We start from the raw sequence: 17439 nt of genomic DNA on the forward strand, positions 1-17439 counted from the left end.
GCCAGGAAATAATCCTGGCCACAAAGAGTGTGTGAGCAATGTCGTGCTTAATAAAACTCTATTGCAGATAAAGATGATGAGAACTTTATGTGTTAATCCGAGTTTTGGAACGCAAGGCAACAATAATCATTCTCATTTGGGTTTGCAAGTTTTATTACGCACTTTTAGCCAATTTACTCACTTATTTCACTAACAGTTATACCCAGCAGTATTAAAAATGCTTTTGTAAGTGCAGCTTATTCTGGCTGTGATTTTGAGCATCGCTAACCATAGCGGTGATCTGATATTGATTACTGATCAGCATGTTTAGCATGCTAGGGAAGCAGTTACGGGTTTTAACGTCGATACGTTGATAGCCTTGCTCAGTCGCCCAGCGTTCTTGATACTCAAGTAAGCTCTTAGCTAAACCTAGACCACGAAAATCAGGTGTTACTCCACCTAGCCAGCTGTAAAATACCTGGTCTTCAGTTTGGTAGCCAAGTTTAAAACCGGCAATTTCACCTTCGACTTTAGCAACAAGCAATAACGCAGGGCCAGCAAGTAGGCGCTGGCTGATCTCTTGGCTAGCGTAACCTTGTTCAAATTCAGGAATGGCAGAATAGACAGTCTGGATCAGCTCAAGCACTTCAGGCGTAAACTCAGTTACGGCTTCAATTTCAATGGTGTACATTTCTAACTCTCAATAACTTCGCCAGTTCACCCTGTAATACAACCAAACCATTGGCTGAAAGGTGAACGAATTGGCGAAATTATAACAGGTCAGTCCAGTTGTTGTTAAGCGTTAACTGCCGTTAGCTGGCGGTTTTGCGAGCCGAATCTTGTAAGATCTTATCTTGTAAGAACTTTAATAACAGACCGTATACGGGCAAGAACAGGCCTAAACTAACAATTAGCTTAAATCCGTAATCGACAGTGGCGATTTCTGGCCAGTGTGTTGCCATAAACTCGTCAGTTGAAGCGTAGAAGGCTAGGCCGAAGAACACGATAGTGTCTATCAGGTTGCCGACTATGGTAGATGCTGAAGGTGCAACCCACCAAGACTTGGTCTCTCTGAGCTTGGCAAAAACAAAAATATCCATCAGCTGCCCAACCAGATAGGCCGCGAAGCTTGCAAAAGCGATTCGGAACACAAAACTGTTGAACTCAAGTAGTGCTTCAGCGCCTTGGAAGCTACCTTGGTGGAACACCACGCCCATCAAATAAGAGATGATCAGTGCTGGTACCATGGCGAGGAAGATAATTTTTCTTGCCGCTTGCTGGCCGAATATTCGAACCGTTAGATCGGTAGCTAAATAGACAAAGGGAAAGCTAAATGCGCCCCATGTGGTATGGAAGCCAAATATCTGAAAGGGAAGTTGTACAAGGTAGTTACTCGCACAAATAATAACAATATGAAAGCCTGCTAATAGCAGTAATGCACGGCGAACCTGTGCAGGGGTTAACATCAACATCTTGTGGCCTTTTTAAATAAATCGGGCGGGGTTAGGGAACCCGCAATAGCGAACATCGCTATAATTTTACAATTTTTGGTTAAACAGAGTGGTTCGTCCCCTACTGAATATAGGGGGGCGCAAATTATAGAGCAGTTTTTTATTTGAGCAAGCTTAAATCTCAGCAGCAGCATAATTTCTGCGTGCTGAGTATGATTAGCAATAGGGATTAAGCGTTACAACTCAGTCAATATCGATAAAATCGTAGTGAGTTTGTTCTCAAGCTCGGTCCACTCTTTATCGGCTTCTGAGCCCGCAACAATACCAGCGCCAGCAAATAAATTGATGCGGCCAGGTTCAATCAGTGCACTGCGTATTGCCACGGCAAATTCGCTTTCATGCTTATTAAAATACCCACATGCTCCCGCATACCAGCCTCTAACGTAGCCTTCTTGCTGACGAATAAAGTTCATCGCTGACTCTTTAGGCAAGCCGCCTACGGCAGGTGTTGGATGCAGCGCCTGGATCAGCTGAAAGTCATTCACACCGGGCTTTAGCTCGGCACGAATAGAGCGGTGCAGATGCTGAATGTGGCTTAGTTTGAATACCGTTGGTGTTTCATCAGCGCCGACATAATTACTGAGTGGGTTAAGAACATTAACGATATGCTGTCTAACAAGTTGGTTTTCGTGGCTATTTTTAGTGTCATCCAGTAACGCCTGCGCCAGTTCTTTGTCTTCTTCTTGGTTTAGCCCGCGCACAGTCGTGCCCGCTAGCGCCTCGGTAAATAGTTCACGTTGACGACGGCGATATAAGCGCTCAGGGGTGCAAGAGATAAAAGTACTGTCTGGGCTAAACTGAAAGCCAAACTGAAAACTGGTTGGATTACGTCCTTGCCAGCAGGCCAGTAACATCCAAGGGTCAACGACTTCATTGATCTCAAGTTGAGTCAGTCGAGACAAAACCACTTTAGGGGTGTCTTCAATAAATTTAGGATGGGTGACACGATTAACCAATTCGTTCCAACGATACTTATCAGGCCGATCGCTACGGCTCATCAGTGCCACTTTGTTAGGTGGTGCTAATGGCTTAGGTGCATCTAATGCTTGCAATGACTGTAGCGCATCATCAATTTCTTGAGCGAAAGCTTGCTCGGTAAAATTGAGGTTAACTAATAGTTTGAATTCGTTACCACTGCGGCGAAGCTCGATGCGCGGCAGAATAAAATGTGCTTTACCAAATTCAGGCCAGCTTTCATTGCGGCGATCAAAAGCCACGCCACCGTAATAGCGTATGTCTTGATTGTTGGTAAGGGACCGCTGTTTTTGATACTCAGCAGAGAGCTCACTATCATCAACGTCATCGCCAAAGAAAAAATCTTTGCAACAGCCAATGGCTGCAACTTCTTCCTGGGTATCACGGCCTTTCCAATACACTCTAGGGTAAGTGGTTTGCGCTGCCAGCCAGGCAATCACCGGGATCGGCGAAACCACCACAGACAGCTGCACAATCGGGTCGCTGTTTGGTTGAAGAGTAAAGGATTTGATTTTGTCGGTTAAAGACTTAATAGCTTGAGGCAGCAAGGGGATGGTCAATAAGTACTCCAAACAAATATCATTAGGGCTTGCTTAGAGGAGCTGCCTCTAATTGGGATACACCCATCGCACATTGGTAATAAGAATCTTTACCACAAACTAATAGTCTGAGCATGCAGTGTCAAGTCGATTACTCTACCTGTGTGAGCTTCCACTGACTATTTTATCAGCATGGTTTAGATTTAACCGAAATCATTTCCTTATTCTTTAGTAATAACCTTAGTTATAGCCACTTAGCCATTACCGATACCCAGTGTGCGTTTTTTAATCTGTGACATTCGTGCCCCCTTTTGTCCTTTGCACACAAAGTGTGGGTCAATTTGTCCGTCATTGAGTTTCCATTCTTACCTTAAAGTTCAAATTAGTCGATCTAAGTTTGTTTTATGATTTTATTTACTTGAGAGATAGGCGCAGCTTTTTGAGAATAGCGAAAAACAGATCGTTAGGATGATGAAACTAGATGAAAATGAAACAAAAAGTGCTGAAAGTATCCACATTAGCATTGGCGATGAGCTTAGCTTATCAAGTTCAAGCTGATGAGCTCGAGCGAAGCCCTATTTTAGATGTAACAGACGTTATCGTGGTGCATGGTGAACGTGCTTCTGTGACTGAAGCGGCCACTACTCACTGGAGCATCGATGCTGACGAGATTAAGGCATCAGGCGCGCAAAGCTTAGATCAAGTACTTCAAAATGTACCAGGTATCTATGTAAGAACAGGGGCTGCAGGCATTCCAAGAGTTGATATTCGCGGTTTAAAAACTCGCCATATTACGTTCTTAATTAACGGTGTACCTGCAAGTAGCACTGAAGATGGTCAGTTTGATCCCACTGTTATTCCAACCAATCAAATCGCCCGGGTTGAAGTTTCGGTTGGCCCTACCTCGGTGCTGTACGGGCCTGGCGGAAGTGCCGGTGTCATCAACATTATTACCAAGCAAGGTGATAATGCGCCGGCTCTTTCTGGTCGTTTAGAGGCTGCGCATGACAATACCTTTAATGGCGACTTAAGTGCAGCGGGTAGCGGCGATAACTGGCAAGGCATTATGAGTGTGACTCATCAAGAAACAGATGGCACACCAATGGCAGATGATTTTGAAGATACTAGAAATCAAACCGGTGACGTACGTTTTAACTCTGATAGAAAACTAACTAACTATTATGCTCAAGGTAGTTATTTCATCAATGATTCAACCAAACTGATGGCTAACTACAGCCAACGTGATGGTAAATGGGGACTATCACCCACAGTAGATCGTAAGAAACCGCCATCAAGAGTTGAAGATTATAACGAGCAAAGCATGCAGTTAGGTGCGGCGCATGAAATAAATAATGCTCAGACTCTACGTGGCTTTGTTTATTATAATCAAACAGATATGGTTGAAAACTTTTATAACCATAGAATGAATAATGTAAACAGTATTGTGGACAGTACCTCGAAAGTCAGTGGTACCAACATACAGTTTATCAATGAATTTGATTATGGCGCGGTATTAACGACGTCAGTGATTGTAGAAAAGCAAGATTGGTTCTCTTATACCAACAAATTGCGCAGTGTTAGCGTTAAAAGTGGTGGCAACGGCACTGGTGGCGGGCAAGCTGGCCAAAGCGATATTGACGAAAGCATTGTTATTTATACCGGCGCTGCTGAGTATCAATATCAAGATGACGGTAAATATGGTTACAGCTTAGGTGCAGCTGTACATAATTATGATCGCGATATTAATAGTGAAACAGACTTTTCAGCACAAGCGTCAGCATTTTATCAAGTAACAGATTCAAGCCGTATTCATACCGGTATCGCACAAAAAGTACGTTACCCATCAATTAGTGATTTATATGCGGCTACTAGCGGTAATGTGGATCTTAAGGCTGAGGTAGCTCACCAGTTTGAACTTGGTCTACAACAATCTTTACCTTTTGATAGCCAATTAGACATTAGTAGCTATGTTACTGATGCCAATGATTACATTGCTAAAGATGATCTTGGTCAAGAACAAAATATAGGCGACTACCGCTTTATGGGTGTTGATCTACAGATGACTAACCAATATTTCGATGATCTGGGATTAACGTTCGCCTATAGCTACATAGATACAGAAGACCGTGCTACCAATGAGCGTTTGCAATACCGCCCAACTCACAACCTTCGCTTACAAGCGAGTTATGACTTCTCCTTTGGTTTAACGACGCGTTTAGATGCTGAGCGCATCATAGATCAAGTCAACGGCAAAGGTGTTCAATTAGATAATTACACCTTAGTTGATCTAAGTTTGAGCCAAAATATTTGGCATGAAAATTTAGAGTTATATGTTCGAGCAACGAACTTATTTGATGAGCTTTATTATCAAAGCGACTTTATGCCACAAGCGGGTCGTCAGGTATTCGTCGGCATAAACTGGCAGATCTAGGTTTTCGGGGGAAAGTATGAAACTCATAGCGCTAGAAGGGATTCAATTTGGCTATGGCTCGCACCAAAGTGAGATCTTGGATGATCTCAATTTGGTGGTTAATCGTGGGGAATGCCACTGTATTAACGGCCCGACAGGATGCGGAAAATCAAGCTTACTGCACTTGATGGCTTCAGAGCTGACTCGACCCCATGGTGGGGAGGTGTATCGTGCCCCCTCATTGCTGGTCGGCTTAGTCATGCAAGATCCCAATGTACAAATTCTGCGTAAAAGTGCCGGAGCAGAAATCGCTTTTGCGTTAGAAAACCTCGGTGTTGATGCCGAGCAGATGGTTGAAAAAGTTCAGCAATCACTAAGGCGAGTAGGGCTTTACATCAGTTTAGATACGCCTGTAGAGGTGTTGTCATTAGGGCAGAAATATCGGCTTATGATGGCAGCGCAGCTGGTGTTTAAGCCCTCTTTATTACTGCTTGATGAACCTTGGGCGCAGCTCGATGACGGTGGCGTACGTGAATTGCACAGTGTTCTCGAGTCCCTGTTAGATGAGGGCGTTGCAATTGTCATGGTTGAGCATAACCCTAGTGCTTTTGCTGGCATAGTTAACTACCTATGGCACTTAGAAGATGGCGTGCTAAAAGAGGGAGTGTTAACCGCTACAAGGAGCTGCACAGAGAAAACCGCTACAGGCAAAGGCGTATCAGGTGACGGGCAAGAGAGTGCTTTTAAGCTAGCCTCGGGATCGGATAAAGACGCTGTCATTGGTATCAAGTCTGGTTTTAAACTTGAGAGCTGCGAATGCCTCATCAAAATACAACCACATCACTTTCGATTCATCGATCAAGATTGTCTGTTTGACTGCCAGCAGAGCTTGTCACTGTTTAGTGGTGAGGTCATTGCCTTAGTCGGTGATAACGGCGCAGGTAAAAGCAGTTTGCTTAAAACCTTGGCAGGTATTCAGGCCAATATCCCTAACTTTCCTATTACTGTGCTGGGCAAGCGGCCGCAATTGGGGATTTATGGCGCTAACTTAGGTTTATTGATGCAACGGCCAAATCGTCAGTTATTTGAGCAAAATGTCCTCGCTGAGCTGCAATTTAGCTTAAAGCGTTTCAAGCTCCCCTTAGTGCGTGCAGAGCAGATGTTAGACACCTTGGGCTTAACTCATCTGGCTAAGTGCTCACCGCATAAATTGTCCTATGGTCAGCAGCATCTTATCGCTCTGGCTTCTTTGGTTTGTTTGCAGCCTAAGATTTTACTGCTTGATGATCCATTTGCCGGGCTTGATAAGCGCTATGTCGACAAGGTGGTGAACTTACTACAGCAATTGAGTAAGCAAGGCTGCGGGATCTTGCTTACGAGTCATCGTGCGATCCCCGCTTTCGAGGTTGATCGCTACTGGTTGATAGGCTCTGGCAAGCTGGTTGATGGCGCAGAACAAATAGAGTCGCGTAATGTGGGCTAAGCACCGCATAGGACGGCGCGCCAATAAGCATTCAGGCTTGAGTTTGAGTGCGACTCAATACTGCGCGCTGGCGTTAGTACTGAGCTTAGTCTTATCGAGTAGCGCTTTTTTTCTTCCCAACACTGGGCTCATCTGGCTAGTGCTGGTGGATCTAATACTGGTTGCTCATGGTTTATATCTTAAGAACAAGATCATCGCCTTACTGAGACTCGGTCTCGTGCAGTTGGCATTAACGTTACCGCTCTATTATCTATTACATGGCGAAGCGCAACTGCTAGAGGGGGTGATTGTGGTGCTGCGAGTATTCCTGGCCATGTTACCAGGCTGGTGGCTATCGAGTACTCAGAGCCCGGAGCGCCTTGGTGAGGTGTTGAGTTGGGGGCTCCCCGCTAAATGGGCTTTTGTCATCGCCGCTTCCATTGGTTTGCTGCCCTATATGCTGCAAGAAACCAAAGAAATATACGCCATTCAGTGCTTACGAGGAGCAAACATTACCCCTAAGGCACTGAGGAACCCTAAAAACTGGCCAGAGCTCATCTATTGTGTGGTGCTCCCGGTACTGATCCAATTATTAAAGCTATCAAAGCAGATGGCACAAGCAGCCAAATTACGCCATTTCGGTAAAGTTAATCAGCCAACACATTGGCCTGCAACAAGAGAGGATGAATGAAATCTCCATTTGATCTACAAGATGCCCTATTTATTGGGTTTTGTGCCACCTTGCTGGTGGTATTAAAAAGCATGTTACGCCTCAAGCTAGGATTGAGCGGGCACTCTATGTTCTTAATGACCTTCTTTTACTTGGTTTGCTATGGCGCTGTGGGCCGAGTGGGTTGCATTACCGCTTGTGGTTTTCTCGCTGGCTTAGTGGCCATGATGTTAAGCGTGGGCAAAGGAGGGCCGTTGATATTGCTTAAATTTGGCCTGCCAGCATTGGCAATGGATCTGATGTTACTCATGATGGCGGGGCTGTTTAGCGTGCGTTGGCAGAGCATTATTTTAGCGCTAGTGGGTTGTTTAGCCTGGGCGGGTAAAAGTTGGGTTGGTAATTTGCTTGCAGGAATGAGCGGCCAAGTTGCGTTGGCTCAATTTGGACTCAGTTTTATACAAGGTGGTGCATTTGCTATCGCGGCAGCGCTATTAGTGCCCACAGTATTAAGGCGGCTGCATGCCCACGATCTGCTACATAGAGATCAGCTTGATGATAAGTAACGCCGTTTAAAAATGACAATTAATAACTGCACCAATAAATAAGGGTTTTAGATGAAAGAGTGGCTGATCTGCATTGATGATACTGATGATATCGGTACCAAGGGCACGGGCGAAATTGCCGAAGAGATTGCGGCAAAACTGGCTGTGGTAGCATCAACCGAAGACAATGCACTTGCTGTTAGTCGACTGGTGACACGTCATCAACTGTTTGTGCATCCTGATATTCCTTACACATCGCACAATAGTGCCATGTGCTTTCAGATTGCTACAACATTGAGCTTTAATGAGATTAAAGCCATCTGTATTGCGCATTTAAAGCAAGAATCGGCAGCGGCATCGGATCCCGGTTTAGCCATCTTAGATTTAGCCTCCCGCTATGACATCGAGCAACTGATCGCTTTTGGTCAGCAGGCAAAAGTAGAAGTAAAGACAAAACCGCAGGCTTACACCTTGGCTGAAGCGCTAGGCATTGATCTCTCTGAGCATGGCGGTACAGGCCAAGGCGTGATCGGTGCACTTGCGGGGTTGGGCTTACGTCTCAGCGGTCAAGATGGTCGCGTGAAAGGCCAGCTAAAGCTAGGACAAGCTGCGGATGAGTCAGATGAAGTACAGATGAGCGTAGCAGAGGTATTAGCACTGACAGGATTACAGGCGGTGATCTCCGTTGATGGAGAGAAGCTAGCAGATGATCAACAGCTGTTTCTTAAAGGTAAGATCAAGGCGGTATTCACTCAGTATCAATTTGCGCTACTCGTTAGCGCTGAGACTGGCCGGTGGTTAAATGCGACTAAGCAGCAGTTAAAGCCTTACTAATTTTCATACCGTTTAGGATAATAGGAGGGAGTATGGTGCTGTGGTTTACCCAAGTAGATGGCTTATGGCAGTTTAAGTTTGGCGTAGAAGATTATCTGCCGGCCCGCGCCGCCGCCGCCAGTTGTGAGATATTTCTCAGTGATGACGAAGATGAGCATACTGATAATGTTGCTCGCTCTTGTTACAACTGTATGTATCGCCGCTGGCAGCCGACGAGTTTTCAATGTCATAAGCGGCGCGCCGAATAGCCATTGATATTTGCATGAGTAATGAAATATCGTTTTTTCTTACAAGTTGGTGTGTATTTGTCGTGCATTAGTGAATATTAATTAACTTTGTCTATGGTGATTTAACAGTTCAGAGAATAGAATAGCCAACTTCTTACAGGAAATAACAAGATGGGCTCTGCGTAAGCCGGGTCACAACATCAGAGATCTGTGAGGGATACCGTGACTAATTAGTTGCTGTATTTATGGCTAAATCATCCGGGGACCTAAGAGATAATGGGTGATTCATTCGAATCAAATAACTTAATAAAGATACCTGTTTCTAAGTTGAAAGTAGGTATGTTTGTTGAAGCAATAGACAAAAGTAACAGCCAAGTTAATATTGCGAGCGCTGGGCAAATTCGCAGTGCTGAAGCCATTTTAAGACTACATAAGAGCCAAGTGACTCATGTGTGGGTTAATGCTGAGCGCTCAGCACCAGACTTGGGATTACAGCGGCCAACAGCTGCGCCTAAGCCAGTGGTAAAAAAAGTCAGTGTTGAACGTGCCACTACTCAAAAGCAGGCAAAAGAGCTGATTGTTGAGGCTAAAGATCTCATCCAAAAAGTGCTATCTGAAACATTTCAAGGCAAGGCAGTCGAGGTCGAGCCGTTCGAACAGTTAGCAGATAGCATGATTGAGTCGGTGATGCTCGATGCCGATGCCCTCAAATGTGTCTCAGCCTTGCGTTCCAAAGACGCCTATCTGCTCGAGCATTCTATTAATGTCGCCTTTTTGCTGGTGACTTTCGGCCGTTACCTAAACTTCGATACTGACATGCTGCGTCAAATGGCGGTTGGTGGAATTTTGCATGATATTGGCAAGATTAAGGTCGATAGTGAAGTGTTAAACAAGCCGGGTAAATTAACTGCCGAAGAGTATGAGCACGTTAAGCTGCATCAAACTTATGCTGTTGAAATTATGGAGCAGACCACAGGGTTATCTCAAGTCAGTAAAGATATTAGTTTGATGCACCATGAAAAACTCGATGGCAAAGGCTACCCGCTGGGATTGAAGGGGGATGAGATCCCTGTTCATGGGCGGATGAGCTGTATTGTCGACATCTTCGATGCGTTAACAGCGACCCGTTGTTATAAAGAAGCTATGAGCCCTGCAGCCGCATTTAAGATCTTATTGAGTTTGACGCCATTTCACTTAGATCAACAACTTGTTTATGAATTTATCCGCTGTGTCGGCGTTTATCCGGTAGGTTCGTTAGTACAGCTATCAGATGGTCGCATTGGGATTGTATGGGAATCTAAAGGACGAGACGCATTACACCCCAAAGTGAAGTGCTTCTACTCTATGAAGCATAAATGCTACACCAAGGTGGAGATTGTCGATCTGCTTCGATCGTCATTTAATATCGAAAAAGGCATATCGCCAAGCAGTTTAGATATCGATCCGACACAATTCTACTAGTGAAAAGTCGGGTTTATCGAACATCAAGCGTCCTTAATTGGGCGCTTTTTTGTGCCGATTTCACATCTCTTAGATCTCAATAAGAAATTAAAGTTTGAGCCGCCTCTATTTTTGGTGAACGATTTGTTATTTCGGCTGAATAAGCATTGAATTAATTTCACTGGTCATAGACTAAGCCTACATAAAATATTGAGATTGATGGGGAACAAATAATGCAACGTAGACAGTTTATAAAAGGGGCTTCGCTGATGATGGCCGGCAGTGTTATTGCGCCTACGCTACAGGCTAAAACAAGCTTGCAGCTATCTGCTACTAACACACCGTTCACCAAGGGCACATACCGCATACTGGCACTGGTGTTTGATGACTACGAAACCCTAGACTTACACGGCCCAGTTGAGATGCTTGGGCATATGCCCAATACCGAGATAAAGCTGGTGGCCACCACAGAGATCGTCAAAAGTTATCAGGGGCCGCGTGTGGTTGCCGATTGTTTAACAACAGAGAGTTATGACTGCGATCTGCTATTAATTCCTGGTGGATTAGGTACTCGCACATTAGTTAGCGATACAGCACTGCGCCAATGGCTTATTAAGCAGATTGACCGTAGTCAAAACGTGTTTACTGTGTGCACGGGTACCGCATTGCTGGCAATGACTTCTGTGCTTAACGGGCGTAAAGCCACCACCAATAAAATGGCGTTTCAATGGGTGACATCACTAAACGATAATCCACAATGGCAGCCCAAAGCGCGTTGGGTGTTTGATGGTAAGTTTTTAACCTCATCGGGCGTATCGGCAGGCACAGACGCGGCGCTGTTTTGGGTCAAGCACCTGCATGGCGAGCAGGAGGCGAAGCGTATCCAAACACTAACCGAATATAACTGGATTGAAGACCCCAATAATGACCCTTATGCCGCGGACTTAGCTTAGGTCATTTATAAGTAAATCATCTAGCCTTAGTAGTTATTGCTATTTATTAGTAATAAAGGATATTGGCGAGATCAGTACTAAGCACCAATAATAGCCATTCATTTAGCCTGCCTAAGAGGGGAGATTACATTGAATAACTGGCTAATATTATTGTGTTGCGCAGTGTTAATTACTGCCTCTTTACTCACCAGCGGTTTAACGCGCGCCTTAATAGATTTAGGTGCGTTTAGTTGCTTGCTTGGCTTATTGGTTTGGCGTCATAGCGCTCGAGATCGTAATAGAGAAGGTAGTAAGACGTCGCAATAAAAAGCAGCGCCTGTAAGGGCACTGCTTTATGGTTATATCGCGCGATTGTACAGCGCACTAATCAGTAATGAGACTAATCAGTAATGAGTTAGTTAAGCAGTAATGAGTTAGTTAAGCAGTAAAATGTACGCCAGTGAACTGCTACCTATCGCCAGCCATAACAACACGCCTAAAATGAGTGGCTTAGGACCAGTTGATTTCATTTTCTTAATCGTAATACCGGCACCAATCAAGAACAGACACACTACCAGTAATCGTTTTGATACCTCAAATATTGCCCCGTACACGACTTCGCCTTGCGGCAGCCAATGGGCAATCGCAATCGCTAAGCAATAAAAGCCAATAAAGTAGGGGATAGCAATCTTATTTTTATCGCCTTTAAACAACATGGCACTGATGAGTGCGATTGGAATGATCCACAGTGCGCGTGCCAGCTTAATCGTCGTAGCGGTTGTAAGGGCTTCACTGCCATAAGCTGAAGCAGCTCCCACGACAGATGACGTATCGTGAATAGCAATCGCGCTCCAAACCCCAAAATCATGCTGGCTCATCGATAGAGCATGGCCGATGGCCGGAAACACAAACAGTGCAATCGAGTTAAGAATAAATACCGTGGCTAAGGCAATAGCCGTTTGTTCGCTGTTGGCTTTAATTGCGGGAGATACGGCCGCAATGGCGCTGCCACCACAAATAGCGGTGCCAGAGGCAATTAGGTGGCCGGTTTTATGATCTAGCTTGAGTAGGCGCGTTAAGGCAAAACCTAAAATCAGCGTGAATATAATCGAGCCCAAAATGAGGGGGAGATTGGCTAAGCTAATGCTAACAGCGGCGTCAAGCTGAATGCCAAATCCAAGACCGACAATCGAATAGGCCAGAAGCTTCTTGGTCAGCGCGCCAAGATGTATTTGATCCGGCGCCCAGCCTATGCTGGCAAGCGTAAAGCCCAAAATTAGCGCCACAGGAGACGACACCATAGGTAATAGGCAGATGAGACCAACAATAATAAAAATGGCTAAATGGGTTTTGTTGCGGGTTTCGCTGGTCATTAAAAGGCAGTCGTATATAGCAGATCGGTTGATAATTATAACGCTCGAACAAGATTTAATAAATTAAATAGTGTTGACGGTTGTAGTCAGCAAAATTGAATGTCTGGAAGGTTTTAGGAAAAGCTAAGACGGACGGCCTGCAGCCTAGGGAACGTGACTGCGTCACTGACGGAACGCTGTGCTTACGGAAAAAAGCTAAGACGGAAAAGCATATTTTTTAGTAGGTTGGGCTTTAACCCATCAAGCTTGGTTTATATAAATAATTTGTCGGCATAAATGCCGACCTACAGAAAGACGAGAAAGGTTCTAGGAAAAGAAAGATCCTAGGTGCGAGGTTCTAGGTCCTAGGTAAAGCTAAGACGGTAAAGCTAAGACGGTAAAGCTAAGACGGTAAAGCTAAGACGGTAAAGCTAAGACGGTAAAGCTAAGAGGTTCTGTTGGGCTGCTTTTATGCTTTTCCTAGCAGCCAACTTGTTGGCGTCCTCGTAGGTACGCAGTACCGTTCTAGAAGCGAGCCTGTGAGCGCTCTATCTTTACGCTGTGAGCCTGCGAACGCCCTAGGATCTAGCACCTAGCACCTAGGATCTAGAACCTAGGACCTATCAGGACGTAGTCCGTCCTTTCTTTTAATAACAAAAAAGCCGCAGTTAAGCGGCTTTTTGTCATCTAAATTCAGTGAATTTATTTAGCAGTGCTGTGCATGCCTTCCCAAACGATTTGACGGTAACGGTCTGGGTTAGTGTCGCCTTCAGTGCTGAACAGCATGATAACCGCATCTTGGTCTAGGCCAAGCTGTGTACGGTACTCGCTGTACTCTTCTCGGCTTGCTAGCATGTAAAGTAGACCTAGCGTTAGTGAGCCTGACTCGCCGCTAACCACTTTAGTATCGCCAGCTAGTGGGTTACCAAGCACGCGCATACCTGTTGCAGTCACTTCGTCTTCAACTGATGCGAAGAAGCTGCTGCACTGCTTTAGGATTGGCCAAGTCACAGGGTTAGGCTCGCCACATGCAAGACCTGCCATGATAGAGTTTAGCTCGCCAGTAACGGCAACCATTTCGCCTTTTATGCCTGAGTTGTAGATACAATCCGCTTTTGCAGGCTCTGCAATAATAGTCTTGAAGTTAGCTGCGCCAACTTTGTCAGCGAAGTAGCCTAATAGGCCGCCAGCCATAGCGCCAACACCAGCTTGTAGCATTAGGTGAGTCGGCTTAAGGCCCATAGCTTCAACTTGCTCTTGCGCTTCAACAGCCATAGTCATATAGCCTTGCGAGATCCAAGTTGGGATCTTGTCGTAGCCTTCCCAAGCGGTATCTTGCACTAGCATCCAACCATTTTCAGTTGCAGTCTGGTTAGCAATACGTACCGTATCGTCGTAGTTACAGTCAGTAACGATACACTCAGCACCCAAATTCTTAATGCGAGTCACACTTGCTTGAGATGAACCTTTTGGCATGTAAACAACAGCCTTTTGACCCATTTCACGTGCAGCCCAGGCAACACCTGTTCCGTGATTACCAGCAGTTGCTGTAGCGAAAACCAATGGCTCGCTTAACTTAGCTGCTACGGTTTTCATATCAATTTCACTGATATCTACATTTAAGTGCTCAGCAAGTTGCTTACCTAAAGCGTAAGAACCACCCAGTACTTTAAAAGCATTTAGACCGAAACGGTAAGATTCGTCTTTAACCAGAATCGCTTTAACACCAAGACGCGCCGCTAGCTGCTCTAGAGAGATAAGCGGAGTCGGTTGGTAAGCTTCGATCTGCTGGTGGAATTGACGAGTTTGTTCAGCGATCTGAGCTGTAAAAAGATCAGAAGTCTCGCCGTTAAAGAAATCATTTTGAGTCAGCTTTAGCATGGTAACCACTATAAATTATGAACAAGGAGGCATTTGTCCACTCACTAAAGGTAAGTGGACAGCAGGGCTTACTTTAAAACTAAATTATTTGATGAAGGCGATTGCTTCAACTTCAACTAACGCGTCTTTTGGAAGACGAGCAGCTTGTACACAAGAACGAGCAGGAGCTGCTTCAGTACCGAATACTTCAGTGTAAACTTCGTTGAAAACAGCAAAGTCTTCCATGTTAGCTAGGAAACAAGTTGTTTTAAGTACGGTGTCAGTACCTGCGCCAGCTTGCTCTAGAACAGCTTTAAGGTTCTTTAGAGATTGGTAAGCTTGCTCTTTAACGCCGCCTTCAACGAAAGCCATAGTCACAGGATCTAGTGGTAGCTGACCTGAGGTGAATACTAACTTGTCGAAAGCAAGAGCTTGAGAGTATGGACCAATTGCAGCAGGAGCATTTTCAGTATGGATTACAGTTTTCATAGCGTTGTTATCTCGATAATTAGGATTTAAATTCACGGATGTACTTGTACACCGCATGTTTGGTAATACTTAAATGGTTAGCAACAATGTTAGTTGCTTCTTTTAATTCAAAGATGCCGTTATCAAACAACACCTTAGTAATAGCTTTATTGCGACCTTTCAGGTTAACGCTGGTATCAGCTTCAACTTCTGAAATCGCGTGGTTTAGCGCTTGCTCAACCACATCTCCAGCTGATGCGCTGAAGTTTTCGGTCATATCAAAACTGTGATGCTGGCTTGTATCTGGCATCAGGGTCTTAATAATTTCAGGGAACGGATACGACAAGTTCATATTGACGCAAAACATGCCAATCGGTCTGCCTTTCTCACCCTGTAATATGCAGGTGCTCGACTTCAACATCTCGCCACCTTTGTTATTACTAAAGTAACTCTTAGGGGTCAGCTCGCCGGTTTGTTCGTACTGGCGCAGCATCTTTAAGCCTAAATCTGTTATCGGCGAGCCCACTTTTCGACCGGTGTGATGACCATTAACGATTTTCACCACTGACTGTTCAAAGCTTTCTAAAGAATGGATCACGACTTCGCAGTGAGGCCCTATTAGATCGGCCATGCTTTCAGCTAGATGGAAATAGCTTTGCAGTAGCGCACGATCTCTAGCTGTAAATTCTGTTTTGAATGCCTGTTCTGCCGCTTTGATCATTTCAGATTACTTTTGTGAACTATAGATGCTGTTATTGTCAACTTTTTGAGTTAACAATTCAACCCTTGAATCAACTTTATGTAACTATGGGACGTTTTTTAGGACTTTTACGCAAGTAATATTTAACTGTGGTTCAAAATATTTGACTTTGGTCATGAAATTTCAGTTTGATGATGCATCTTGAGTTAACAGATTTTGACTATGAGATATGTGTCACATTTTTAAATTCTGCAAACAGTATGATGCGCACCAAGTTAACGATAGTTGACTAAAACAGGTTTCCGGTCACTTTAGTGACCTTTTGGCAAATAGGCCAGTTGTGTGGGATGTGGAGATAAAAATGAAAAGCATATTACAGCGTGGATTTACAACAGCAGAATTTGAGATGCGTGCAACTAAAGCTCAGCAGAAGATGCGCGAGCTAGAAGTTGATGCGATTCTGTTAACTACTGAGCCTAATGTGCGTTACTTTTCAGGCTTCCACACTCAGTTCTGGCACAGCCCGACTCGTCCATGGTTTCTAATCCTACCTGCTGAAGGCAAGCCAATTGCCGTTATTCCTGAAATCGGTGCAAGCGGCATGGCAGGTACATGGGTTGATGACATCCGCACTTGGGCTTCACCACGTCCAGATGACGACGGTATCAGCATTGTAGCTAGCGTGCTTAACAGCCTACCTTCACGTTTTGGTCGTGTGGGTGCCACGCTAGGTATTGAGTCTCACCTACGTATGCCTGTTGCTAACTACTTACAGTTAACCACTTTAGTAAGCAAAGAGTTCGTTGACGTTTCACTAGCGATTCACGACATTCGCCAAGTTAAGTCAGTGACTGAAATTGAAAAGGTGCGTGAAATCTGCCGTATCACTAACGTCGGTTTCGACAAAATCCCAGGTTATGCCAAAGCCGGTATGACTGAGCGTGAAATTTGTAAGCAGTTCGGTATCGACATGCTGATGGAAGGCGCTGATGAATGTCCATACATCATCGCAGGTTCAGGCCAAGACGGTTACGACAGCATCATTATGGGTCCAACTGACCGCGTAATCGAAGATGGCGACGTGCTAATCATCGACACCGGTGCAGTACGTGACGGTTACTTCTCTGATTTTGACCGTAACTGGGCATTTGGCCACGCAAGTGAGCAAACTAAAGCCGCTTACCGCGCAACTTACGAAGCAACCACTATGGGCTTTGAAGCTGCACGCCCAGGTAACACCACTTCAGATATCTACAACGCAATGTGGAAAGTACTAGAAGCTAATGGCGCGCTAGGTAACGACGTAGGTCGTCTAGGTCACGGCCTAGGTATCGAGCTAACTGAGCGTCCATCAAACACGGCAACAGACAACACGATATTAGTACCAGGCATGGTGATGACACTAGAGCCAGGCATGGTTTACGCACCAGGCAAGTCTATGGTTCACGAAGAAAACATCGTGATCACCGAGAACGGTGCAGAGTGGTTAAGCAAGCGCGCTGAACCAGAACTATTGATTATTAAATAACTTAATATAG

Annotated in this window: 16 protein-coding genes; 9 read left to right on the top strand and 7 right to left on the bottom strand. The window is 45.0% G+C overall.

Features of this window, described 5'->3' with window-relative positions:
- Window positions 1-211 precede the first annotated feature (211 nt).
- The 3 genes from ACVBJC_RS00415 to ACVBJC_RS00425 all read right to left on the bottom strand — a co-directional run bounded on the left by ACVBJC_RS00415 (window position 212) and on the right by ACVBJC_RS00425 (window position 3025).
- Window positions 212-670, bottom strand: coding sequence for a GNAT family N-acetyltransferase (locus tag ACVBJC_RS00415; protein ID WP_447159053.1), 459 nt, complete (start codon window positions 668-670; stop codon window positions 212-214).
- Window positions 671-791: 121 nt separating this feature from the next.
- On the bottom strand, window positions 792-1451 hold the full coding sequence (locus tag ACVBJC_RS00420; RefSeq protein WP_447159052.1) for a 7-cyano-7-deazaguanine/7-aminomethyl-7-deazaguanine transporter: 660 nt from the start codon (window positions 1449-1451) through the stop codon (window positions 792-794).
- A gap of 215 nt (window positions 1452-1666) precedes the next feature.
- Complete coding sequence (locus ACVBJC_RS00425) at window positions 1667-3025, bottom strand: isochorismate synthase (RefSeq protein ID WP_447159051.1); 1359 nt, start codon at window positions 3023-3025, stop codon at window positions 1667-1669.
- A 460-nt stretch (window positions 3026-3485) separates the two neighbouring features.
- On the opposite strand from ACVBJC_RS00425, the gene ACVBJC_RS00430 reads away from it, so the two are divergent.
- From ACVBJC_RS00430 to ACVBJC_RS00465, 8 genes are all read left to right on the top strand, one after another.
- A complete protein-coding gene (locus tag ACVBJC_RS00430) occupies window positions 3486-5435 on the top strand; it encodes a TonB-dependent receptor (RefSeq protein WP_447159050.1) in 1950 nt (649 codons plus the stop codon).
- 16 nt (window positions 5436-5451) lie between these two features.
- Window positions 5452-6897: an ATP-binding cassette domain-containing protein gene (locus ACVBJC_RS00435; protein ID WP_447159049.1), complete on the top strand. Its 1446-nt coding sequence runs from the start codon at window positions 5452-5454 to the stop codon at window positions 6895-6897.
- Window positions 6887-7567: an energy-coupling factor transporter transmembrane component T gene (locus ACVBJC_RS00440; protein ID WP_447159048.1), complete on the top strand. Its 681-nt coding sequence runs from the start codon at window positions 6887-6889 to the stop codon at window positions 7565-7567. The genes ACVBJC_RS00435 and ACVBJC_RS00440 overlap by 11 nt, the downstream gene beginning before the upstream one ends.
- The gene (locus ACVBJC_RS00445; protein WP_447159047.1) at window positions 7564-8109 is read left to right on the top strand and encodes a core component of ECF transporter; all 546 of its coding nucleotides are present in this window, start codon (window positions 7564-7566) and stop codon (window positions 8107-8109) included. The genes ACVBJC_RS00440 and ACVBJC_RS00445 overlap by 4 nt, the downstream gene beginning before the upstream one ends.
- 51 nt (window positions 8110-8160) lie before the next feature.
- Complete coding sequence (locus ACVBJC_RS00450) at window positions 8161-8922, top strand: DNA-binding protein (protein ID WP_447159046.1); 762 nt, start codon at window positions 8161-8163, stop codon at window positions 8920-8922.
- A 32-nt stretch (window positions 8923-8954) separates the two neighbouring features.
- Entirely contained in the window at window positions 8955-9170 is a 216-nt protein-coding gene (locus ACVBJC_RS00455) for a hypothetical protein (RefSeq protein WP_447159045.1), read from the top strand.
- 255 nt (window positions 9171-9425) lie between these two features.
- Window positions 9426-10610, top strand: coding sequence for an HD-GYP domain-containing protein (locus ACVBJC_RS00460; protein WP_447159044.1), 1185 nt, complete (start codon window positions 9426-9428; stop codon window positions 10608-10610).
- Between the two features lie 212 nt (window positions 10611-10822).
- Window positions 10823-11542: a DJ-1/PfpI family protein gene (locus ACVBJC_RS00465; RefSeq protein ID WP_447159043.1), complete on the top strand. Its 720-nt coding sequence runs from the start codon at window positions 10823-10825 to the stop codon at window positions 11540-11542.
- Window positions 11543-11955: 413 nt separating this feature from the next.
- Here ACVBJC_RS00465 and ACVBJC_RS00470 read toward each other — a convergent pair whose 3' ends face one another.
- The 4 genes from ACVBJC_RS00470 to ACVBJC_RS00485 all read right to left on the bottom strand — a co-directional run bounded on the left by ACVBJC_RS00470 (window position 11956) and on the right by ACVBJC_RS00485 (window position 15922).
- Window positions 11956-12894, bottom strand: a complete 939-nt coding sequence (locus tag ACVBJC_RS00470) for a YeiH family protein (RefSeq protein WP_447159042.1) — start codon at window positions 12892-12894, stop codon at window positions 11956-11958.
- Between the two features lie 681 nt (window positions 12895-13575).
- Window positions 13576-14754 (bottom strand): diaminopropionate ammonia-lyase, encoded by a 1179-nt coding sequence (locus ACVBJC_RS00475; RefSeq protein ID WP_447159041.1) that lies wholly within the window; start codon window positions 14752-14754, stop codon window positions 13576-13578.
- Between the two features lie 84 nt (window positions 14755-14838).
- Entirely contained in the window at window positions 14839-15222 is a 384-nt protein-coding gene (locus tag ACVBJC_RS00480; RefSeq protein WP_012157267.1) for a RidA family protein, read from the bottom strand.
- Window positions 15223-15241: 19 nt separating this feature from the next.
- Window positions 15242-15922, bottom strand: coding sequence for a helix-turn-helix transcriptional regulator (locus ACVBJC_RS00485; RefSeq protein WP_447159040.1), 681 nt, complete (start codon window positions 15920-15922; stop codon window positions 15242-15244).
- Between the two features lie 340 nt (window positions 15923-16262).
- On the opposite strand from ACVBJC_RS00485, the gene ACVBJC_RS00490 reads away from it, so the two are divergent.
- Window positions 16263-17429 (top strand): M24 family metallopeptidase, encoded by a 1167-nt coding sequence (locus ACVBJC_RS00490; RefSeq protein WP_447159039.1) that lies wholly within the window; start codon window positions 16263-16265, stop codon window positions 17427-17429.
- Window positions 17430-17439 lie beyond the last annotated feature (10 nt).

This window comes from Shewanella sp. 0m-6, from assembly GCF_052977325.1.